General features: G+C 49.0%; 21 protein-coding genes and 2 pseudogenes. 10 read left to right on the top strand and 13 right to left on the bottom strand.

The genetic code is table 11. The features are described 5' to 3' along the window. Positions 1-85: 85 nt before the first annotated feature. Entirely contained in the window at positions 86-958 is an 873-nt protein-coding gene (locus CWM47_RS32115) for an SDR family NAD(P)-dependent oxidoreductase (RefSeq protein ID WP_100992634.1), read from the bottom strand. 396 nt (positions 959-1354) lie between these two features. Further along, entirely contained in the window at positions 1355-2236 is an 882-nt protein-coding gene (locus CWM47_RS32105; RefSeq protein ID WP_100992632.1) for an SDR family oxidoreductase, read from the bottom strand. A gap of 136 nt (positions 2237-2372) precedes the next feature. Between CWM47_RS32105 and CWM47_RS32100 the strand changes: the two genes are divergently transcribed. Then, positions 2373-3215, top strand: a complete 843-nt coding sequence (locus CWM47_RS32100) for a helix-turn-helix domain-containing protein (protein WP_100992631.1) — start codon at positions 2373-2375, stop codon at positions 3213-3215. Between the two features lie 126 nt (positions 3216-3341). Here the strand turns inward: CWM47_RS32100 and CWM47_RS32095 are convergent, their stop codons facing one another. From CWM47_RS32095 to CWM47_RS32065, 7 genes and pseudogenes are all read right to left on the bottom strand, one after another. Further along, the gene (locus CWM47_RS32095; protein ID WP_100992630.1) at positions 3342-4142 is read right to left on the bottom strand and encodes a helix-turn-helix domain-containing protein; all 801 of its coding nucleotides are present in this window, start codon (positions 4140-4142) and stop codon (positions 3342-3344) included. Positions 4143-4157: 15 nt separating this feature from the next. Beyond that, the gene (locus CWM47_RS32090) at positions 4158-4565 is read right to left on the bottom strand and encodes a DUF2147 domain-containing protein (protein ID WP_157816111.1); all 408 of its coding nucleotides are present in this window, start codon (positions 4563-4565) and stop codon (positions 4158-4160) included. A gap of 83 nt (positions 4566-4648) precedes the next feature. Beyond that, positions 4649-5686: an SDR family oxidoreductase gene (locus tag CWM47_RS32085; protein WP_100992628.1), complete on the bottom strand. Its 1038-nt coding sequence runs from the start codon at positions 5684-5686 to the stop codon at positions 4649-4651. 324 nt (positions 5687-6010) lie between these two features. Beyond that, positions 6011-7373 (bottom strand): annotated as a pseudogene (locus CWM47_RS40690) (transposase); the annotation flags it as partial. A gap of 19 nt (positions 7374-7392) precedes the next feature. Further along, on the bottom strand, positions 7393-7965 hold the full coding sequence (locus CWM47_RS32075; protein ID WP_100992627.1) for a transposase: 573 nt from the start codon (positions 7963-7965) through the stop codon (positions 7393-7395). 31 nt (positions 7966-7996) lie between these two features. Beyond that, positions 7997-8416 carry an IS110 family transposase gene (locus CWM47_RS32070; RefSeq protein WP_100992626.1) on the bottom strand — a complete coding sequence of 140 codons (420 nt, stop codon included), beginning with the start codon at positions 8414-8416 and terminating at the stop codon, positions 7997-7999. A 645-nt stretch (positions 8417-9061) separates the two neighbouring features. Further along, positions 9062-9355 (bottom strand): winged helix-turn-helix transcriptional regulator, encoded by a 294-nt coding sequence (locus tag CWM47_RS32065; protein WP_100994147.1) that lies wholly within the window; start codon positions 9353-9355, stop codon positions 9062-9064. 136 nt (positions 9356-9491) lie between these two features. On the opposite strand from CWM47_RS32065, the pseudogene CWM47_RS40430 reads away from it, so the two are divergent. Then, positions 9492-10288, top strand: a pseudogene (locus CWM47_RS40430) (SDR family oxidoreductase). Positions 10289-10488: 200 nt separating this feature from the next. Here the strand turns inward: CWM47_RS40430 and CWM47_RS32055 are convergent. Continuing rightward, complete coding sequence (locus tag CWM47_RS32055; RefSeq protein WP_100992625.1) at positions 10489-11055, bottom strand: methyltransferase family protein; 567 nt, start codon at positions 11053-11055, stop codon at positions 10489-10491. 391 nt (positions 11056-11446) lie between these two features. Here CWM47_RS32055 and CWM47_RS32050 point away from each other — a divergent pair, with 391 nt between their 5' ends. After that, positions 11447-12025, top strand: coding sequence for a hypothetical protein (locus CWM47_RS32050; protein ID WP_100992624.1), 579 nt, complete (start codon positions 11447-11449; stop codon positions 12023-12025). Positions 12026-12087: 62 nt separating this feature from the next. After that, complete coding sequence (locus CWM47_RS32045; protein WP_100992623.1) at positions 12088-12609, top strand: hypothetical protein; 522 nt, start codon at positions 12088-12090, stop codon at positions 12607-12609. 535 nt (positions 12610-13144) lie between these two features. Here the strand turns inward: CWM47_RS32045 and CWM47_RS32040 are convergent. Next, entirely contained in the window at positions 13145-13882 is a 738-nt protein-coding gene (locus tag CWM47_RS32040; protein ID WP_100992622.1) for a hypothetical protein, read from the bottom strand. Between the two features lie 738 nt (positions 13883-14620). Here CWM47_RS32040 and CWM47_RS32035 point away from each other — a divergent pair. From CWM47_RS32035 to CWM47_RS38995, 6 genes are all read left to right on the top strand, one after another. Next, positions 14621-14938, top strand: coding sequence for a LytR/AlgR family response regulator transcription factor (locus CWM47_RS32035; RefSeq protein WP_100992621.1), 318 nt, complete (start codon positions 14621-14623; stop codon positions 14936-14938). Positions 14939-15593: 655 nt separating this feature from the next. Next, entirely contained in the window at positions 15594-15959 is a 366-nt protein-coding gene (locus CWM47_RS32030) for a response regulator (RefSeq protein ID WP_100992620.1), read from the top strand. Between the two features lie 254 nt (positions 15960-16213). Further along, positions 16214-16474, top strand: a complete 261-nt coding sequence (locus tag CWM47_RS32025; protein WP_100992619.1) for a hypothetical protein — start codon at positions 16214-16216, stop codon at positions 16472-16474. A 54-nt stretch (positions 16475-16528) separates the two neighbouring features. Then, entirely contained in the window at positions 16529-16951 is a 423-nt protein-coding gene (locus CWM47_RS32020) for a BLUF domain-containing protein (RefSeq protein ID WP_100992618.1), read from the top strand. A 556-nt stretch (positions 16952-17507) separates the two neighbouring features. Next, entirely contained in the window at positions 17508-18581 is a 1074-nt protein-coding gene (locus CWM47_RS39000) for an ISL3 family transposase (RefSeq protein WP_206170563.1), read from the top strand. A 120-nt stretch (positions 18582-18701) separates the two neighbouring features. Continuing rightward, entirely contained in the window at positions 18702-19148 is a 447-nt protein-coding gene (locus CWM47_RS38995; RefSeq protein ID WP_206170562.1) for a transposase, read from the top strand. Positions 19149-19342: 194 nt separating this feature from the next. Here the strand turns inward: CWM47_RS38995 and CWM47_RS32010 are convergent, their stop codons facing one another. Then, on the bottom strand, positions 19343-19744 hold the full coding sequence (locus tag CWM47_RS32010; RefSeq protein ID WP_100992617.1) for an ester cyclase: 402 nt from the start codon (positions 19742-19744) through the stop codon (positions 19343-19345). Between the two features lie 74 nt (positions 19745-19818). Beyond that, positions 19819-20652, bottom strand: a complete 834-nt coding sequence (locus CWM47_RS32005) for an SDR family oxidoreductase (RefSeq protein WP_100992616.1) — start codon at positions 20650-20652, stop codon at positions 19819-19821. Positions 20653-20678 lie beyond the last annotated feature (26 nt).

Raw genomic sequence — 20678 nt, 5'->3', positions numbered from 1 at the left:
AATGGATAACCGAACGAAAAACCAATATCGGTTATCCTGGCTTCCTGGGTAAGCTATTTTCCGGTTTGAGAGTTCCGCCACTCGATTACCCTTGAGCCGCGTTGGAAACGTCTTCCCAGGCTTCCCAGGTCGCCAGACGCTCCGCATAGGTTGTGCGCACCCACGGCAAACTATAGCGGCCCAGAAAGAATCGCAACGGCGGGTTTTTAGCATCTACAAGGGCAAACAGGGCCTCGGGGGTGGCCGCCGGGTTGCCCTTTGCCATCCTGCCTGAACCGGCGAAAAACTGGGCCTTAAACTCAGCGTAAACGTCCAGGCCCGGGGCGAATTTCATCGATTCGGGGCTGTCGGACTCGGTGGCATAGCTCCCCGGTTCAAGGATGGTTACGTGGATACCAAAGGGCTTGACCTCGGCGGCCAGGCTTTCGTGGATGGCCTCGAAGGCCCATTTTGACGAACAGTAGTAGCCAATTACCGGTAAGGTGACCTGACCCAGACCACTGGATGTGCCCAGGATATGACCGCCCCCCTGCTTTCTGAGGAACGGCAGGGCCGCCTGAATCACCGAAACCGGGCCAAGGATGTTGGTTTCGTACAGGGCCCGAATAGCCTCCGGGCTGGCTTCCTCAATGGTGCCGACTAGTGAATAACCGGCATTGTTACACACAATGTCGAGCCGGCCAAAATGGGCGTGTGCCTGCTCGACGGCCGTTTTTACCTGCTCGGGCCGGGTCACGTCAAGGGCCAGGGTGAGCACATTCTCACCATACTTTTGGGTCAAATCAGCAATGCTTTCCACTTGGCGGGCGGTAGCCGCTACCTGATCACCCCGCTTCAGGGCGGCCTCGGCCCAGACGCGGCCAAAACCGCGCGAGCAACCCGTGATGAACCAGACTTTAGGAACGGTTACAGGCGTTGGCGCAGGCTGTAGGCCCGCATTCTCATTTTGATCGCTCATGATAGGTTGCCATTTTTTTCTGCGTCAAAGGTCAGCCTAAACGATTCGGTTGCTGTAGTCTAAATCCGGATAGTTGTAGTCAAAACGAGACGGGTAACCTCTTCCCTGATGCCGGCAACCGACTTGGTTGATGGCTTACTGGATGAACCAGGATCGGGTTACCAGCATGCGAGCTTATAGGGGTATATATGGCAAACGCGGGGCCGCCCGTGCAGGCGAGACTTATCGCCGGGCCGCGTCCCGGCGGGGAACCGCACGGTGGCCGCCGGAGCGGTTTCAAGCTGGGATTTTAGTTTGTACGACTGGCTTACTTCAGCTGTACGAAAATGAGGATTAATATAGCCGGTAGGGTCACAACAATCCTGAATGTACGGTAACTATACGGTTTGACAGGCGCTACGAAAAAGCTTGGGCGTAGTCACGCGCGAACTCGGCGAAGGAATGGGGCGACTGGCCCGTCGACGTCTCCACATCCGGGGTAATGGCCGAGGCTTCATTCCGGCTGTAATGAGCGTAGTCTTCAAGGAGGCCGTCCGCCTGCCAGACCGGAAAACCCGCTTGGGCCAGCGCACCCCGCATGGCCTCCGGCGTAACGTTGGTAAAAGTGATCGTTCGACCCAGCGCCGTCGAGAGTTCAGTGGCCAGTTCAGTATGAGTCAGCGCCTGAGGACCCGTGAGGGTATAAATCTTACCCGCGTGTCCCGATTCCGTCAGCGCGGCAGCCCCAGCGGCCGCAATGTCCCGCACATCGACGAGGCTAACCTTGGCGGCACCAATAGCGGCAAAGAACTGGTTCTGTCCCACAATGGAGTCCCGAAAGCCCAGCAGGCCCTGCATAAACAGATTCGGCCGCAGGAAGGTGTAGTCCATACCGGTCTCCTGAATCGCTTTTTCCACCACGGCGTGGTAGCGCAGAAAACGAACGGGTGAGGCCGGATCGGCCCCTAACTGAGAAAGCTTAACCAGGTGTTTGATACCCGCTCGTTTGGCTTCGGCCACGAAACGCAGTTGCTGCTGCTGGGTGTGTTCCGAGGAATTAGTTACTAGAAAAGCCTTTTCCATGCCCGCCAATGCCCGGCTCAGCGAGGCTGCCTCATCGAAATTACCCTCAACGATATCTATTCCGGGCAGATCGGCCAGTTTATACCGGTCTTTTGCCGAGCGGATCATGGCTCGAAACGGAATATTCCGTTCGGCGAGTCGTTTGATTAATTCGCCACCGATGTTGCCCGTAGCCCCAGTAATCAGCATCGTGGGTGAACTTGCCTTTGTGTTCATGCTTTAATTGGTTTTGAGACGAATAAACCAATACCGTAAACCAAGCGTACTATCGCCGGGTTGATCGCTTATCGGTTGACCATGGCGACGACAAAGTTCGCTAGCCCTGGTCGCAAAAACTTGTAAGAAAACGAATATGGAGTCGACCATCAGCCAGCAACTCGTTGAGGCGGATCCACGATTCGATCAGGTGTACAGTCATGTTTACTGCGTGCAACAATCGGCTCATGCGCTCCCAACTCAACATCTACTAGTGCCTAACTACGAGATGCTGCTGGTGGTCAACTTTGGCCCTGACATACCGATTTCACTAGGCCGTGAACCGCATGTGATTCAACAAACGGCCCTTATCGGTCCGTTGCAAAAGTTGTTGCGCTATGAGTTGCCCCCCGGAGCCGATCTACTCATCGTGAACTTTACCCTCAATGGCTTCTATCGGCTGCTGGGGATGCCCATGCACCAACTTCGGGGAACGGATTTTTTTGATCCTGATGTACTCCTGAAAGACGGCTGTTTTCAAACGCTCAGGGTGCAACTAGCATCGATGAACCTACTCAACGACCGTCTGCAACGGATTAACGAATTTATCTCAGTTTATCTAACACCAACCGACGAGGCTACTCGCTCGCTGATAACCAGTATCCCTCATTTTAGACAAACGGCCATCGACCCCGTCAAAGCAGTGGCGCAAACCCATCAACTCTCACCCCGGGGTGTTCAGCTTCGTTTCCAAACCCAGCTGGGCTATTCGGCCAAAGCACTGACTCGCTTTCTGCGTTTCAGGAACGTAGTGGCGTTGGTAGTGCAACAGTTTCCAATGGCTCCGGACTGGACCGATCTGGTGCTGAAGTATGGGTATTATGATCAAAGTCATTTGATCAAAGATTTTCTGCAGTTTATGGCCATCACACCAACCGAGTTTATCCGGCAACTCGCCCGTCAGGATGTCTGCATCCCTCAAACCGGGAAGCATTATTAATGTTACTTGATATACTAACCCGAATCTAAACCTTCTAAACGTCCTTTTAAAGAAGCTTACTCTCGAACCCTACTTCGTCTCTTTGGGGAGCGTAATTTGAGATGGAAAACGGATTGATCCCTGGCTTTAATGACTGCTCGTTTGCTTCCGCTCGGCTAATTCGCTTGGCGTCAATCCAAATTGCTTTTTGAAAGTATACGAAAAGTGTGGAAAGGCTTCAAAGCCCAAATCCAGATAGATCTCCGAGGGCTTTTTGTGCTTCTCATTGAGCAGGAAATAAGCCTCCTGCAATCGTTTTTGAACCAACCATCGACTGGGTGTTTCGTTAAACAGGCATTTGAAATCCCGTTTGAAGGCGGATAAACTACGTCCCGTCAAATAGGCAAATTGGGCCAGGCCTACATTGAATTTATAATTACGAAGCATAAATTCTTCCAGGTTTATTTTCTCCGGTTTGGCAAAATCAAACAGGATACCGGCCAGTTCAGGCTGATGTTGCAATAAAATAATCAGTAATTCTTCCTGTTTGACATCGGTGAAGGCTTCGTCAATTTCACCTTGATGGTAAATCCGCCTTAACGAACGAATGAAATCAGGGATCAGCTTGTTCTTTTTTAGCTTAATAAAGGCATCTGGCGAGGTAAACTTGACGACGGATGGGCGATGCAGTTCCCGGAATTTTTTCAGAAACGTCTCTTCTAAACAGAGGCGGATGAACCCGGTTCCATCGCTTTTATTGACAGCGTATCGGATCAACTGGTTTTTACGGAACAGGTAATACTGACCGGGGATTAAAAGATGGTTTTTGCTGCCATCATAGCAGTGTATACCTCCCGTCTCGATATAGACAAAGACATGATCGGGAACAAATTGCTCCGGAAAGAATTCTGGCTCACTAAACGCGGGTTTTGGTCCAGTTGAGGTCATGGTACACGTCCGAATTTAATTAATTCTAGTCCACTTCTTGGTCATCCCCAGGAAAGGAAGACCCACATACACGCGCATCACTAATACACGATGGTTCATTTTCATCTGGCAGCTAACCGTGCGGCCTAGTTGGGCAACGTACAATTTACCATTCCTGAATTGACCATCCGCATAGGTCAGGTCCGTTATAAATTCCATGTTGAGAAGGGGGCGGTTTCGTCCCTTCCTATCCGGGTTTTTCGTGTCTTTTTTGAGCGTTTTTCCATCTTTTTCGTATAGCTTATTCCCCCAACCCGCTAGTAATTTACCACAATAGGTGTTACCGCATGGGTAGATTTCCATTTTGGAGTCCTGGGCCTCACTAACCCAGATCCCAATCACGTCATCTGCGTCAGTCTTCCCAAAAGGCGATGGTTGTGCCATATCCGTAGTCGTTATCAGAAATATAGCCAGGGCTATAAAACTTAGTAAGAATAAATGAGTGCTGTTTACCCATATGCGATCGCTCATTGACCAACTCCCTGTTGAATGATACTGTCCATTGAAGCCAGAATAGCGTCTTCCTGGGTAGCCCTGGGCGTCCAGCCTAATACGTTTCTGGCTTTCGCGTTGCTTACGTTCCGGTTTATGGCCAACAAGGCAACCGACTGCTTAGCCTGCGCATTAAATAGGGCCACTATGGATAATACCCAGTTGGGTAAAATACCCGTTGGGACTTTTTGCGCTACATCAGACCGTTTGTTTTTAAGTAATAAAGCAATTTCGGGCATCGAAATCTTGCCATCGGCTGTGGCAATAAACCGTTGGCCTTTCGCGTCAGGATTGGTCATCGCTCGAATGTGTAAATCCGCTACATCCCGAATATCAACCACATTAAGCTCAATATCCGGAATCGCTTTCATGGAGCCTGCCAATAAAAAAGTTAGTATGCCTAGACTAGGTGATTTACTAGCCCCCAATGACGGACCAAAAATCGCCACGGGATTGATCGTCGCTAATTCCAGTCCTCCCCCTTCCTGCCTGATGAAATTCCAGGCCGCTTGTTCGGCTAATGTTTTTGATTTTTCGTAAGCCGATAAGCCCTTTTCATGGGGGTCAGTCCAATCGGCTTCGGTCGTTTCCGAATTTTGTTTTTTGTTGCTAAAACCGACCGCTCCAAAACTGGACGTCATGATAACCCGTTTTATACCTGCCTTTCTGGCTGCTTTTAGGACCCGTAGTGTGCCTTCTACAGCCGGGCGTATCATTTGGTCTTCTGATACCTTTGCGTCAGCGTGCGTTGGGGAAGCGATGTGTAAAACATACTGGCAACCGTTCATCGCCTGGTCCCAGTTAGTGTCTTTTGTCAGGTCTGCTTCAATAAATGTCAGGTTGTCAGCGGAGGTGATACCACCTGTCTTAAGCATCTCAATGACGACATTTTTCTTGTTGATTGAGCGTATCGTTGTTTTTACCCTGTAGCCTTTATCCAACAATTGCAGGATGCAATGTACGCCAAGGGCACCTGTACCCCCGGTCACCAGAACTGTAGTTGAACTTTCCATTCCAAGTAAATTTTGTTGAGGCAAAATTACCGTTTGGTCCTTCCAGGAGTTATCTTGAAAAGGCCAAAGATACTGTCTTAGAAAGTTCAGATTTATGAGGGCTTATGGGGAGTAACAAGAAACTTGAAGGCTGTTCCAATGCCGACTTTAAAGGATGACTAATGACAGAAGCGTCGCGTAAAACGCCCGTGGCTGTTGCACAACTCTGCTTTCCATATCGATTTTTCAGCGTCTGAATTGGCGAATAGGATTTTCTACCATCGTCTGCCCTTCTTAGTTGAGAAAAAGCAAGCCAAAGCCCCAAAACGTACTTTGAGAAGCGAATCACCACTCCACTTTCAGCCCTATGGACTGGCTGACGGTAGATTTAGTCGTAAACTTCATATATTTTTTCAAATTGAAGGCAATAGCTGCCATCAGCATCACCTTGTGAGCCCCAGCTTTGCCCCGTACATTGATCTTTCGCAACCCATAATAATCAACTAGACTGCCTAAGACCGGTTCCACAGTCCGTTGGCGAAGCTTTTTCATGCGCTGGCCCCGCCGACTCTGCTGGCGCTCCAGGGCTCGCCGGTAGAAGGGATCATAGGCCGTCCGGATAATTTGTCGGCATTGCCGCGGTGGCGGACCACCTCTTAGGAACGCAACTGGGTTTAAGTGGGCATTGTTGGCAGTCTTGATAATCCGCCCGGTAAACTTTCAGCCAGCCGCCATCAGCGTTCTTGTCAAATGTCTTAAAGGGTAAACGCTTACCCTGCGAGCAGGTAAAGTGATCGGCTTCAGGATCATAGGGAAAGCCTTCGATTTGGGGCTTATATTGACCAAAGACGGGTATCCAGCCTGTGATTTTCCACTGCTCTAGCAAAGCGTAGTTGCTACCGTTGGAGTAGCCGGTATCCGCTAATATCTCTTCTAAACGCAGCTCGTTTGAGGCTAGCCGCTGTTGAAGCTTCAGCGTAATATCGCCGGGCCGCCGGAGCGGGTAGACACTGGCTGTCGCGGCCATCGGCAGAATCAGCCTGCACATGACTAATGACACCTTCGGCGGTATCGACCGCCAAGCTACAATGGTAGTTGAGTTTGCGAGCTTTACCCGGCTTAATCGAGATACGGGCATCGGGATCAGTGGGGCTGTAGTGCGTCTTGTTGCTCAGCAACTGGGCTTTTTCGTTACCAGCTCCCAGCGTAGTAGGAGCACTCTTTAAGTTTTGCTGATGCTTTTTCAACCGTCTTAATTGGTGATCGGCTGCGGTAATCACCGACGCAACCTGACGGGGGTTGAGTTTGGGGATCGAGTCTACTGGCCCATTTTGATCCTCAGCCTGAGGTAGCAACTTGGGTTCAGGTCGATGGGGCTGTTTTTCTAAGAGCGTTTCCATAGAAGCATTCGCTTTGACCGGGGCTGAGTCAATGGCAACCCGCCGACCAGCCACCGCAGCCGCGGACGGTCATATTGTTGGCCACGCACAAGCTGAATATCTTGTCAAATAGTAGCTCAAAAAGTGCTTCCGGGTAAAGTTGGCGGGTACGGCTCAGCGTGGAGTGCCAGGGCAATGGTCCATCAAGGTTGTAGCCCAAGAAATATAACATATCCAACGGTACGCCGTCGCGGGCGCATGGAGCAATGCTCAATTAGCTTTCTGTCAGAAGTAATATTCTCCAAATAGCCGATGAGCATGAACTTGAACCGGGCCGATTTCTATGGTTCAAACAAGGGTGAGCGTATGATTTTTGTCATATTTTTTACCCCGCTTGACCACCGCATAGACCCGATGGATGAGTTTATTTCTTAATGCATTGATGACCAGCATCTTATTTTTGCCTTGAGCTACCTTTCGCTGATAATACTCCTGTAATTCACCGGGTATCTGAAGAGCCGACATAGCTGCCATATGAAGTAATGTTTTAAGTGATTTTCGGGCATGGTGATTCACGCGGGTTTTGCCCCGCACACTACTGCCTGAAGAGTGTTCAAAAGGAGCTACACCAGCATGGCAAGCTAGTTTTTTGGGATCATTAATGGCTTTGAACTCATCACTGGCCAGGATTAATTCCGTGGCCACGACTTGACCAACACCGGGGATAGAAGTCACTAACTCAAAGAGTGCTTTCAAAGTAGGATCGTCAGTAATAAGCTGTTTGATCGCCTTTTCAACCCCTTTTAGATCACTCAGTAACGCCTTCAGTGAGTTGCTGCAATGCTGACCTAGTTGGGTTGTCAGGGCTTTGTCGCCAAATCGTTTTTGCTCATTCAGGGGCACTTTCAACTGGCTGACCATAACTTGCAGACGCTGACGAAGTCGAGTAAATTCAGCCGCATGGGCGGTCCCACAGCTTTTTCATGACTGGTCGAGCTGGCTTCCAGAGCCGAGTCCGGTCTTGAAAGCGATAAGCATACTCAGCAATACGCTGAGCATCAATACTATCTGACTTGCCTCGTTGCAGGCCACCAGCTTGTTTAATATGTAGGGAAGCTTCTAGCCAGATCGGTAACTGAGCCTGAAAAAACACCTCCAAGGCGTGTGCATTGTAAAGACCCGTATGCTCCATGCACACCACGCAGTTTGAGCGATCAAAGTCAGGGAGTGCCTGGAGTTGTTTGATCACCGCTCGGATAGCCGTTGGTGAGTTTTCAGATTGGGTCTGCCAGACGATACCTTTATTAGCATAAACAGCCCAATCCAGCGTGTTCTTCGAAACATCAATCCCAATGCAGTGGCGAATGTCCATTAGAGTACTTAATTTTTAGGGTTAGACAATCAGACTGCTTACTCATCACTCGCTACCTTGCTAATGGGACTGCTATCCCTAATTTCTATTCGAGGTTAAGTAAGAAAGACCGAGCGGGTCCTGAATCGGCCCGCACGGGCGGCCCCGCATAGGGCGCAAACCTGGCCGGAGACGTTAGGGAAGCCCGCTCGGTTGTCTGTCTGGCAAGCTACCCAAATCTTGGTTTCTTACCAGCCCTCAAACCTAAAGGCCGGAGCGGAATACCACTGGATCAGTCGAGGGATTACCAGCTGAGCCATAGCATTCTTTGGTATGTTTATACAGGAAAGTAAGGTCAAGCGTCTCCTTCAGCCGACGGTAGAACCAGGCCGCTGGAGCGGTTATGCTTGGGTATACAACTGGAAAGCTGAAACGAGTCGCACCGGCGTACCGGTGATGAGTTTTTCGCGGTCGTCTTTTCTGCCTTGCATAGCGGAAGATACAAAAAATCAATCTATCCCCAGGTTTTAGGCACTGACAGAGTTGTGAAACAGCCACGGGCGTTTTACTATACAATAAATTAGGCAGATAACGTATTAGGCTAGGTCAGATCAGTCGCACGGTTAGCAGGTTTCATAAGGGGGTAAGACAGCCAGAGAGGGACAGCTATTCCAAGGGCTCAGCAATTCTCTTTTTGTGGCCTTTTCCCCACTCTTCCATGGGCCCGGCGACACTCTCTATGCTTAAACAATGATCAGTCACCGTATACTCAATGCGAACCGGATAGTCGTCCACGATTGTCCGCTTAATCATCAAATTCTCTTCTAAATGCTTCAGTACTTTGGAGAGTACCCGATTAGTGATGTGCGGGATGGAATGAGCAATATCATTGAAACGCCTGTTTCCGCTATAAATCGACAAGATGATGGGGATTTTCCATTTGCCCCCAATGACAAACATAGTGTCCTGTATGGCTCTTATTTTTTCCTGAAATGATTCGTCGTTTTCCACCCTTCTAAGTATCCTTTAGTATACAAGTATCAAATGTATACGTTTTCGATTTACGTTTGGGGCAGTAAACTAAAATCAAATTCAAATGAAAACGATCTTCATTACCGGTACCTCGTCGGGCATTGGCAAAGCCACCACAAAATTATTTCAGTCAAGAGGTTGGCAGGTCATTGCCACCATGCGCAATCCTGAACAGGAAACCGAATTAACCCAACTCGAAAATGTAATGATCTTGCCGTTGGACGTGACAAATAGGGATCAAATAAAATCTACGGTCGAGAAAGCGATTTCAGTAAGTAACATTGACATCGTCCTCAACAATGCAGGGCATGGTTTGTTTGGCCCGGTGGAAGCGGTGAGCGACGAACAGATTCAGCGGCAATTCGATACGAATGTTTTGGGTCCAGTGCATATCATTCAAGCCTTTATTCCTTATTTCAGAGAAAAGGAAAAGGCTTATTTATTAACACCACTTCGATGGCAGGACTTACTGGCTTCCCCTTGAGCAGTATTTATAACGCCACTAAGTGGGCGCTGGAAGGCTTCAGCGAATGTTTATCCATTGAGTTGTCCCTGTTTGGCATTGGCGTTAAGACCGTTTCTCCTGATGCTACAAATACCAATTTATTCCCCTCGGCGGATGTTGTTTCCAACCCCTTGTATGAGGGGGCCATCCAAAAAATGTTGGGCGGGATTGCGGCCTCTATTCCGCCCGAAGAGATTGCCGAAGTTATTTATCAGGCGGCCACTGATAATAAAGACCAATTGCGTTACCCGGCTGGCGGTGCTGCTCAACAGACCTATGCAAGACGGTTAGAAATTGGACCAGAAGCGTCACGACAAGAAACAACTCAGTGGTTTTTGAGCTTACAAAACGGTTAATTACTAACTGACAACCTATTTTTGAGTATGATATAGGGCCGCAAATATAAGCGGATCTAATACACCCTGCTGTTTGCGGCCCTATCTGTTTGCCTTTGGCATTATCTCACAAATACGCTCCAACTCGAGACGAAGGAGCTTCAATTATAAATGATCGAAATCAACCCCATTTTAAGGTCAACTAGGACTAAAAAGTGGCTTCAATAGATGAAGGGAATCAAGCCCTTGGTCGCTTTCTTGTAGGCTAAGTATTCTGCTCCGAAATGATCGATCAATACCGCTTCTTCCACTCGAATTCGGTTGATAAACACCACCAGCACGGCCGTCACCAGTAACCAAAGCGAGAGCCAATTATTAAACGTAATGCCCATACCAATAAAGGAAAGTAGGGAAGCCGCGTAGGAAGGGTGGCGTAGATACTTATATAAGCCGTCTTTCTTGATACTATGATTCGGTCGAATCGTTACATCAACGGTGAAGAACTGGCCTAACGAGTATATCGCTAGCAGCCGGAGCACCACGCCCAGGGCTATGACACCTACGCCGATGTATTGACCCGAGGGATCATTATAAATTGGGAAGCGCACATAGCTGGCTAAGGAGATAGCGAGGAAAATTGCGATTGGAATGGTAATCCAGATGAGGGTAATCGAATGCCGATCAACGGCCTGTTTATCGGTTGATTTAGACCCCAGCGCCCGCTTTAGTACGACCTCAGCGAGTATAAGTACCGCATAAGCAATCAGAGTAGAGACGTAGAGGACCATAGTGTGACAGAAAGCGAGTTAACAACTAACTATTTGGTATTTTGTCATCTCACTTCTGTTAGCTAAAGTACAACTTTTGTGCAAACACTCGTGTATGTTCCGTCTCAGTAATTACTCCTAAATGAGACGATAAAACCTTCATTCATCTGCATCTTAAACTGGGCATTATATTAAACAATAATTATACTAGAACCATCTTACTGAGCAGTGAGCGGTCGTACCGGTGCCAAGGGAAGTTACTTAAAAGTATATCATCTCATACTCCCTCACTAGCTGTCGCGTTGGGCTACAGCATCAAGATTGCCTCGGCATATTAGCTTGTTTTTTGAGTATTTTCAGTAATAAGCCAGCTTCCTAGTAAACAGCAAAACAGGAATGGCTAATTAAACCAATGAAATGTTCACCAATATGGGCTTTGCTCCTGATTGCTTTGGTAGCTTGCCTGGCGTTCATACCCTTCGACAAGCCCTGGCCCTATCCGCTTAAAGCGCAAATACTAGCTTCCCTTCAGCAGGATTCTTCGCGCCGTAACACTGATGAGGCCGCCTTTGCTTTTTCCTGCATTGGCGACTACGGGCAAGCCTTGCGCTTTAATGACAAAAATACGATTCCCCAGTGGACCCTAAAAGGCTTCATAAAACATGCCGATACGTTAGCCATCCAGCATAGTAAGCCCGTTCCCGCCCAGGAGTACATTATCCAACGGGCTCAGAGCGAACAGCTTGTCATTATCAATGAGGCCCATCACAACCCGCCACACCGGGTATTTACGGCCTCCTTGCTCAAAGGACTCTATCAAGCGGGCTTTCGGTATTTGGCCGCCGAAACGCTCTATGCAAGCGACTCCACCCTAAATCAGCGGGGTTATCCCTTGATCGGTTCGGGGTATTATACGCGCGAACCAACGAGGAGTTTGCCAGTGGTAAAAACCGGGAAATTGCCCAAGCCCGCCACCTGGAAGAGATCCTGAAGAAAGACCCCAAGGCCAAAATTCTGATTCACTGTGGGTACGACCACGTGGTAGAAGTGCCCATGACCAACAGTTGGCAAAAAGCAATGGCGGGTCGGCTGAAAGAATTCACCGGCATCGACCCCTTGACGATTGATCAACAACAATGGACCGAGCAGAGCCAGATTGCCCAGGAACACCCCCTGTACCGCTCGATGACGCTGTCACAAGCGTCGGTGTTTACGGATGCGACTGGCCAAGTGTATCCGGGTCTGAGCGTAGGGCGCACCGATATTCAAGTGGCTCATCCCCGCACTCAATACCAGCATGGCCGTCCAAGTTGGTTGTTACAGGCGGGGCGTCGGAAGCCTTATTTTCTTGACCCTACTCAATGTCAGCTTAAGCTGCCCTGCTTAGTACAGGCTTATGCGCGAGAAGAACCCGCAGACCCCATGCAGCCTACTCACCAAGGTGTTCCCCTCGACATCCTAGAAATAACGAATTGGGGGGATAAAAAGGCCCTCATCTTACCCCCTGGTAACTACCGGCTTGTTTTGCGAAATGGAGAAGGTCAGCAGCAGGAACTGTTAGCAAGGCTGAAGTAAGTTGGTATATGCTACGGATTGCCTTGGACAGATAATGAAAAAGGCACGTTCTCAATAAACCCTCCTTTTTGTCAGATCGAGCGAAGAGATACGACAAACTAGAACGCTCACCGGCCGTGGCCGCGCCGCTGTGGCGCTTTGCAACCCAGTAGCCGGCCGCCGGGCCACGTTAGCAGCCAATCCCCCATCTATGGCCTGAAAATAGCCTTCTTCTGAATAAAATAGACGGCGCTAAGCAGGTAAAGGCTGGTAAATAGGGTTGACAGAACGGTCATTTTTTTAAAGTGATTTAAAGCCGCAAGTAGACCAAAACATAAGCTAAAAAGGTAACTAGCTATGCATCTAGTTGACGCGCGTTTAGGGGTAGTAACTAAGGTATACACAGTAGTGATAAGCAGGGGCCTGGCTCAGCGATCGGCCAAACCAGGGCCCGCTCAGAATAAGGTAGCCGGTTAAAGCGCCTTACACATGCCCATAAATTGGTCCAGCCCACCCACAACACAAACTCGCTGGCCAGTCCTGATCTTGGTTTGTATCACCGGTTCTTATTAGCCCGCTCTAAGCCATTCTGAATGTTGCTGCCCTGGTTGACCGTTTCCACTAAGGCGGGGCCGCTAACGGTAAATTGCTTGCCGTCAGGACTGATGCGAACGGATATATCCTTGACCGACGGGCTGGCGATGACCCTGAAATGCGCTTCGCCGCTCTTGGACGACCAATAAGGCGAGCGCTCACCAATGCGGTCTAGTACCTCGTAGGGGTAGCCCATCATCAGTTCGTAGCCCTTTGTAGTGCAGTTGGTGGGGGCTTCCACCGTCAGCGAAAACTTCTCGCGCAGCGTTTTGATGATCTCGTCCATCTGCGGGCGGTTGTCCTTTTCTTCTTCCTTGCTGTTTCCCTTCAGGGCCTCCAGATCCCCCAAGCCTTCGCGCTTGGCGTACGCCGTCACGAAACGGCACCAGTAGCGCATGGCCCCGAAACCACTCTGGTTACTGGTGTTGGCCGGGTCACTAAACTTAGCCCAGCAGGCTGGCGAGAGTTTAAAGGTAAAGCACTTCTCGATCAGCTGACTGTAAAGGTAGGACTGCTCGGTAAACACCCGTTCGACCAGTTCGGCCTTGCCCGCCTTGTCGGCTTCGCTTTCCGTAGCGGTCGACACGGCGGGGGCAGCCGCTTTGGGGGTGGCCTGGGCCGAGGTGGGCGTTTTGATGGCTTGGGCGTAGGCGTGGGTGAGGCAGGCGGTGAAGGCCAAACTGATGAGGGCTCTTCTCATGGGCAAGGACAGGTTGTTGGGGTGAGTGTGGCTCAAAATTAGGACAATTTGGGTTGAGAGGTTACCATAGGCTATAGTTTTATTTTTGGTTACTTCGGGTCTATTCTCCCTGAAAGCCCCTATACTGGGTTGGCCAAGTCACAGTTAAAGTGGCTAACGACTGTTAACTAGTAGACACCCAGCCTGACAACCGTATGTATACTGATGATGACACCCGCACGCTTTTTAAGCAAATTAACGTCAGGTTCCGTTTCAGTGCACCAAGTTTTTTCGCGAACCGATTAGTTCACTCGCTCTTGCTTCGCTTAAACTACCCGATTAACTTTTCCGACACGAACGGTCCCTTTCCGCTATATGGGTTATGGTGACCGTCCCCGGCTGGGCCGGGCCGCCGAAGCGGTCAGAAATTTGATCTATCAGCCGCCTCTTTTTTTGGTTATGCCTGCTAGTTTTATAAAAGCGCTCCTAACCTAGACGAAGGAGCGTTATGGAATATCCCCTTTATAATACCATTCCAGGCCAACCGCACCGCTTCGGCGATGATCCGCCGGCGGTGCGACGGCGGGCTCGTTATCAGTCGCCTACGCATCAGGTACGCCTAATAATAGTGGCTCCGTGGCCAGATCGCATAGGGCAAATAGGTGTATCGAATTGTAGGCTTTATGGGCAATTTGATTGGCCTAATAAACAAAACTATAGGGCGTGCCGGTTAGGTTAGTAGTACCATCTTCTCCCCTTATGGCTATCTTAAAAGTTCCAGGCTTGCAAAAACCTTGCTCGACTGACTTGATCATATGGATTGAAGGCGATGGTAACTATGTGTGGATTCACTTTGTTGACCGTCCCAAGTTCCTCTCCGCTCAAACTCTCAAGTGGTTTGCTCGTCAACTACCCGGCTTCCTACGAGTACATAAGTCAAGTTTAGTCAATTCCGATCATCTGGTGCAGTTCAAGCGGACACATGTCCGGCAGGCCAAGGTAATTTTAAGTAATGGGGTAACCTTGCTGGTGTCCCGGCGACGGGTACAACCGATTGCCGATCAGTTAGGTATTTGAGTCCGTAAAACTCATCGCTCGTGCTCCAACTGAAGATCCCCTGCTGGATAAGTAAGACGAGATAAATCCGTTGTAAAGCAAGCGTTTAGTTCGTGAGTATCGTTATCTATTGATGTTAATTTGTCCCAATCTATGGGTGCCATCCATTAATGTAGCCGCCTAAGCAGGCGACGGGCTAAACCAGGGAACTGATCAATTGATGTTAAAGGCGCTGTCTGCTTCTTTGGTAGTATGAAACGGGCGTTCTGGCTCCAGCCGTTTAGTTACTATATCTAGCTTGGTGTTTATTAACTAATTCAAGTTGCATGAAGGGTCCCTAATCTGACCTAAAAAAAGAAATAGCCGACTCAGATTACCGTTGAAGTGCGAAAACAGAAGTAAACCGGACCAACTATGCCGGAGAAAATGGTGGTAATTTATTGCTTTTTGACGGGCCGCCCTTTAGGTTTGCGGGCTGGTAAGAAACCAAGATTTGACGGTCCGCGGTAGCTTGCCAGCCCGCAAACCTAAAGGGCGGCCCGGAGCCACATCAGTTATACAACGAGTCTTACTAAAATATACTCGTATAACCTCAATCTAAACATGATTGTACTTTTTCAACATGACTTTATTGACTGTTTGTCGTCTTAAGTGAGTTAACCGACCGACTTGTATAATGAAATCATTAGCTACTGAATGCGTCTTCTTAGTCGATGACGACGAAGACGACCGCTTCTTAGTTGAAGAAGTCTTCAAGCAGTATAGCTCTGGGTGCAGACTGAAACCGCTTCATAACGGAGAAGAACTCCTGCTAGCGCTAAAAACGGGCGTTGACTTACCCACCTTGATCTTGCTCGATCTGAACATGCCGCTCATGGGCGGTTTTGAGGTGCTTCGTTTGCTGCGGCAACAGGTAAGGTATGACTCCATACCCGTTATCATATTGACGACCTCCGATCAAGCGGCTGATCATCAAGAGGCGATGGCCTTGAAAGCCGACGGGTTTATCACCAAACCTGCTACAATAGAGGGGTTAAACTAACTAGTGCTTCACTTGCGCCAGACGTGGTTAGAAGGGAAGTGTAACTATTCAGAGCTGTAAGAGCTAAGTGAATCTAAAGGTAAAGTAGCTTTAAGCGACGTTGTGTAACTAGAAAATATGGTATTCAACTAAAACCATAGTAGAGTTAACTAATCAATAGATTACTTCTTTGCAAAGTATACTTCCTACCTCCTTTGCAAGCAGTTACGAATAAATTATCAATAGCAGCCTTTGCTTTATAATAGGGGTGGCTTATGCTTAAAAAAAGGGTAGCTAATACATTCAGGGTATATCCGCCAGATTACTGGACATCAGGGGTAAATAGCCCTGGCTTTGATTTGCTGAGTAAACTAGCCGATAAAGGCCATATCCTGGTTAAAGCACGCCTCTTTGAGGAGAGTAGCTGGACTCAGCTTCCGCTCGAAGCCTTTGATGAACACCCTGTCTTGCCCGCCATCAGACAGTTAGAAGAAGATTGGCAACGAATTTTGACCAAACCGTTTAACGGCAGTTAATCTTTACTTAGCTTCGCTTCCCGTAACAAATCCCTAACTAAAGCAACTCGACCAGTGGCCCATTGTATCGTTTATTTCAGTACGTCGGTGCGGCTCTTCGACCAGGAAGATATCCTGAACATCCTTCAACAAAGTCACCAGCATAATGCTCAAGCCGGCATTACCGGTATTCTGCTCTACATGCATGGCCATATCATCCAAGTAGTAGAGGGCGAGCAACAAGCCGTAGTGGCTTTATTTAAGCGGATTGAGATGGATCCACGGCATAAGAATGTTGCTTGTGTGCTGAATCAGTCCATAGCGGAGCGTCTTTTCGCTCAATGGCGTATGGGTTACGAGACGCTCACCACGCAACAGTTCGGCCAGATTAGAACGATGATTGATGTAGACCAGCGATTGGAAATACCAGCCGAGGAAAATGAGCCTGCCATCCTAAAAACGCTGAAAGCATTCTACAAAATTAACCATCAAGGTTAGGGTCTTATCTGCTTATATGGATTAGATAGACTAAGAAACAGCCTACAGAAATGGTATTCTTAACCAGTACATTACCCTAATTACTCCCCATAGAACAGCCAATGAGCGCCTTTCAAATTGCTCGCCTGCTTCGCTATACAGCGGCTCCTTTTAGTATTCTTGTTTTGTGGAGTGGGTTAACCCCGACCCAATTTCCTGGTGGGTTCTTTACGACGGCTTTACGACTAAATGCTTGTCTACTAATCATCAGCCTTATTTTTCATATACCTGGTTCTAAACGCTAGGAAAAAAGACCAAGTCCATAACTCGTATTCCTATAGCATAGCTATTAAACGGTCTTATTTGAAAAATATCTTCACTATTTTTCAAATAAGACCGTTTAATAGCTATTTTTTTTTACAAAGTGGTCTGCATGTTAAACAGGGCCGAACGTTGTATTTTAGCAATATTTAGTGGTTATGTAGACCGCTGAACAGCTTTGCATACTATGTATTCCGGCCAAAGTGGTTCAGCGTCACTTTAGGTGAAGTCTGGTACTTTCTTTTGTTGAGTGGGTATGGACCTGACCCCACTTTTGCCCCCTGGATTCCTGTTCTGCAACCAACAAGTTACCAACGACTCGCTCACCATTGAGCTGCTTGCCAGCGATGCGATGGGCATTTGTCCGCTCTGTCAGACGACCACCAACCGGGTGCATAGTTTCTACCAACCCACTTTCGCTGACCTATCTATGAGTGGTAAACGCATCAAGCTCCAGGTGCGGCTGCGCAAATTTTTCTGCCTACTAGCCGACTGCCCCCGTAAAGTATTTGCCCAATCATGTAACTCCGTATACAAGCCCTATGCCCGTCGACTCATCAGAGCGGATCAACAGATCCAGGCCATTGGATTACAGGCCGGAGCCAAGCCGGGGGCTCGTTTATGCCATATTGTAGGCCAGTCGGTCAGTGCCTCGACCGTCCTGCGGGTCATCCGCAAAACTCCACCACCGGTAGTGGAAACCCCCAAGCGATTAGGCGTGGATGATTTCGCTTTCAAGAGGGGACGCAATTATGGCACGATTCTGATTGACTTGGATCAACACAAACCTATCGATCTATTGCCGGACCGAGAGGGCAAGACACTGGAAGATTGGCTTCGCGCCCATCCGGGAGTTGAGTTGGTCACTCGCGACCGGTCCAGTATTTATGCGAACGCCGTCACTTCGGCCTGTCCCGATGTTACTCAAGTGGTTGATCGCTGGCATCTGCTGAAGAATTTGTCCGAAGACATCGAACGCTTTTTAGACAGCCAACGTCCAGCCATTCGAGAAACCCTTCAACTCTTTAGCCAACAATCGACGGTTCAACTGACTAGCCCTCCAGTTCCGGTACCAAAAATGGATTTGCCCAAACCAGTTAGCATGCAATTGATTGATGATCAGCAGATAGGACAGCCGATCTTTACGGAAAAACGGTATGCGCTATATCAACGTGCCAAAGAATTACAGCAACAAGGGCATAGTATTCGAGCTATTGCGGTTCATTTGGGCAGCTCACGCAACACGGTTAAAAAGTATTGCAAACAGGCTTGTTTTGTGCCTAAAACCAGAAGGAAGCATTCGAACTTACTCACTTATGAACCCTATTAACGAGAGCGCTGGCAATCCGGTGAAACTTGTATTAAAACGCTGTTTGAAGAAATCAAGGCATAGGGTTATAATGGACGCTATACTATCTTGGCTGTCTTCTTAGCTCATTACCCGCGGTCTATGCATGAACCGACTTTGCCGCCCGCCCAAAAGGAGCTTCGTTATTCGAGTCGTCAGCTCAGTCGCCTCCTAGGCCAGCCAGAAGTTGATTGGCCCGAAACAGATCGGCCATTTTTGGAATACTTACTTAATTGTAATGAGTCGATCACTCAAGTCCATCGATTAAGTTTGCACTTCAGGCTGCTTATGCAAACTAAACAAGCCAATGAGTTAGCGGGTTGGTGTGCCGATGCCGAAAAACTCCCCATCTTAAGTGGTTTTGTGCGAGGTATGCGTCAGGATTTTGCCGCTGTTGAAGAAGCATTCCGTTCTGAGTGGAGCAATGGGCAGACAGAGGGCCAGGTAAATCGGCTAAAGACCATCAAGCGGCAGATGTATGGCAAAGCTAACTTTGACCTACTACGGCTTCGGGTGTTGGCCCGACATTGGACTGTTCCCCCAAAGTGACGCTGAACCAGTTTACTCCGAAATACTCAAATAGGGCCTTGAAAGGTGTAGTTTCACCCCAAAACGTTATATAGTGAGTATATTATCGATGTGCTGGCACAATCACTAAATTCATCGACACGACGATTGCGCCAACCAATTTCAAAAACGAGTCAGGCTCCCCGTGTGAGGAGCCGAGGAGCCTGACTAATCGTTTACTTGGCCTGCAATTGTTGCATCAGTGATGCCCATTCGACGTTGTCCCAGTGTTCGACCAGTTTACCATCTTCAATGCGCCACCAGTCCGTGCCCGACCAGGACACGCGCTTGTGCGTGGCAGGGATGCCCATGAACGGCCCAACCTGCGTACCCGTCCAGGTGAAACGACCGACTACTTTGTCGTCCTCGACTACCAAATCATCAATGGTTACCGTAACGTCGGCGAAAACGGATTCGAGCTGTTTCGTTTGCTCCTGAATGCTGGCCAGCCCGTCCTTGCTATCGGGTTTATGCTGGTGATAATTTTCGGCCAATACCTGTTCGAACTGGTCTGATTGACCAGTGGTCATCAAGTCGAGGAACGTAATGACTAATTGTTTTTTCTCCTGCGTTGTCATGGGAATTGTTGTTTTAATTGATTAGAAACTATACTGGTTTGACTAAACTTGTTGAATGAATTGCCAATACCGGCTCACGCGCTGGCTACCGGCTTCTCGACGGGTCCCGCCACCAACTTGTTAAAGGTGTTCAGGGGCAATAGCCAGCGCAGGAAGAACGCCAGTTTGGGCTGACGGCCAGCCGCGTAGCGTAGTCTGAAATCGGTGCTGGTGGCCGCTTTGTAGACGACTTGGGCTACCTCCACTGGTTCGGCGGCATCGTTGTAGCTGGCCAGCGTATTCTGATGCACGCGCTGGGCATACGGATCATAAGCTGGGGCGGGTACGTACTCGATGGCGTTCTCAAAATCACTTTTGACCGTACCCGGCTCGATGTTCTTGATGCGGATGTTGAAGGGTTTCAACTCGTACTGCAACGATTCCATAAAGCCTTCCACGGCCCATTTGGTGCTGTTATACACACTGTAGAGGGGAAAGGTAATGCGGCCACCACTGGAGGTGGTATTGATGATGAGTCCGCTTCGTTTTTGGCGGAAGTACGGCAAAATAGCTCGTGTGGTGTTCATTACCCCGAATACGTTGGTGGCAAACTGCTTCTCGATGCGTTCCGGGCTGATGGCTTCAAAGGCTCCGGCAATGGCGAAACCTGCGTTGTTGAACAGCACGTCGATGCCGCCGAACTGATCGAGTGTGGCCTGGATAGCTGCGTCAATACTGGCCACGTCCAGCACGTCTAATGGGAAGATTTTTACGTTTTTCATCGCCAGCAAATCAGCCCCTTTTTGGGGCGTTCGCATGGTGGCGGCCACATTCCAGCCCTGCCCGGCAAAGTAACGGGCGGTTTCCCGGCCGATGCCAGTGGAGGCACCCGTAATCAAAATAGTTTTTACCTGAGAGGACGTTTTCATACTTAGTTAATTATATGTGAGTAATC

The sequence above is a fragment of the Spirosoma pollinicola genome (genome assembly GCF_002831565.1).
GTDB lineage: Bacteria > Bacteroidota > Bacteroidia > Cytophagales > Spirosomataceae > Spirosoma > Spirosoma pollinicola.
Note: the sequence above shows the minus strand (reverse complement) of the source record. Positions and strands in the feature narration are given on the sequence as shown.

Bases quoted from the DNA above. Each gene is read 5' to 3' on its own strand.
- CWM47_RS32095 (WP_100992630.1), bottom strand. From the start codon at position 4,142: ATGACCTCAACTGGACCAAAACCCGCGTTTAGTGAGCCAGAATTCTTT.
- CWM47_RS32115 (WP_100992634.1), bottom strand. From the start codon at position 958: ATGAGCGATCAAAATGAGAATGCGGGCCTACAGCCTGCGCCAACGCCT.
- CWM47_RS32040 (WP_100992622.1), bottom strand. From the start codon at position 13,882: ATGAGAAGAGCCCTCATCAGTTTGGCCTTCACCGCCTGCCTCACCCAC.
- CWM47_RS32090 (WP_157816111.1), bottom strand. From the start codon at position 4,565: ATGGCACAACCATCGCCTTTTGGGAAGACTGACGCAGATGACGTGATT.
- CWM47_RS32065 (WP_100994147.1), bottom strand. From the start codon at position 9,355: ATGTTTGTCATTGGGGGCAAATGGAAAATCCCCATCATCTTGTCGATT.
- CWM47_RS39000 (WP_206170563.1), top strand. From the start codon at position 17,508: ATGGACCTGACCCCACTTTTGCCCCCTGGATTCCTGTTCTGCAACCAA.
- CWM47_RS32045 (WP_100992623.1), top strand. From the start codon at position 12,088: ATGACCAACAGTTGGCAAAAAGCAATGGCGGGTCGGCTGAAAGAATTC.
- CWM47_RS32085 (WP_100992628.1), bottom strand. From the start codon at position 5,686: ATGGAAAGTTCAACTACAGTTCTGGTGACCGGGGGTACAGGTGCCCTT.
- CWM47_RS32010 (WP_100992617.1), bottom strand. From the start codon at position 19,744: ATGACAACGCAGGAGAAAAAACAATTAGTCATTACGTTCCTCGACTTG.
- CWM47_RS32100 (WP_100992631.1), top strand. From the start codon at position 2,373: ATGGAGTCGACCATCAGCCAGCAACTCGTTGAGGCGGATCCACGATTC.
- CWM47_RS32035 (WP_100992621.1), top strand. From the start codon at position 14,621: ATGGCTATCTTAAAAGTTCCAGGCTTGCAAAAACCTTGCTCGACTGAC.
- CWM47_RS32075 (WP_100992627.1), bottom strand. From the start codon at position 7,965: ATGGTCAGCCAGTTGAAAGTGCCCCTGAATGAGCAAAAACGATTTGGC.
- CWM47_RS32050 (WP_100992624.1), top strand. From the start codon at position 11,447: ATGAAATGTTCACCAATATGGGCTTTGCTCCTGATTGCTTTGGTAGCT.
- CWM47_RS38995 (WP_206170562.1), top strand. From the start codon at position 18,702: ATGCATGAACCGACTTTGCCGCCCGCCCAAAAGGAGCTTCGTTATTCG.
- CWM47_RS32105 (WP_100992632.1), bottom strand. From the start codon at position 2,236: ATGAACACAAAGGCAAGTTCACCCACGATGCTGATTACTGGGGCTACG.
- CWM47_RS32055 (WP_100992625.1), bottom strand. From the start codon at position 11,055: ATGGTCCTCTACGTCTCTACTCTGATTGCTTATGCGGTACTTATACTC.
- CWM47_RS32005 (WP_100992616.1), bottom strand. From the start codon at position 20,652: ATGAAAACGTCCTCTCAGGTAAAAACTATTTTGATTACGGGTGCCTCC.
- CWM47_RS32030 (WP_100992620.1), top strand. From the start codon at position 15,594: ATGAAATCATTAGCTACTGAATGCGTCTTCTTAGTCGATGACGACGAA.
- CWM47_RS32025 (WP_100992619.1), top strand. From the start codon at position 16,214: ATGCTTAAAAAAAGGGTAGCTAATACATTCAGGGTATATCCGCCAGAT.
- CWM47_RS32070 (WP_100992626.1), bottom strand. From the start codon at position 8,416: ATGGACATTCGCCACTGCATTGGGATTGATGTTTCGAAGAACACGCTG.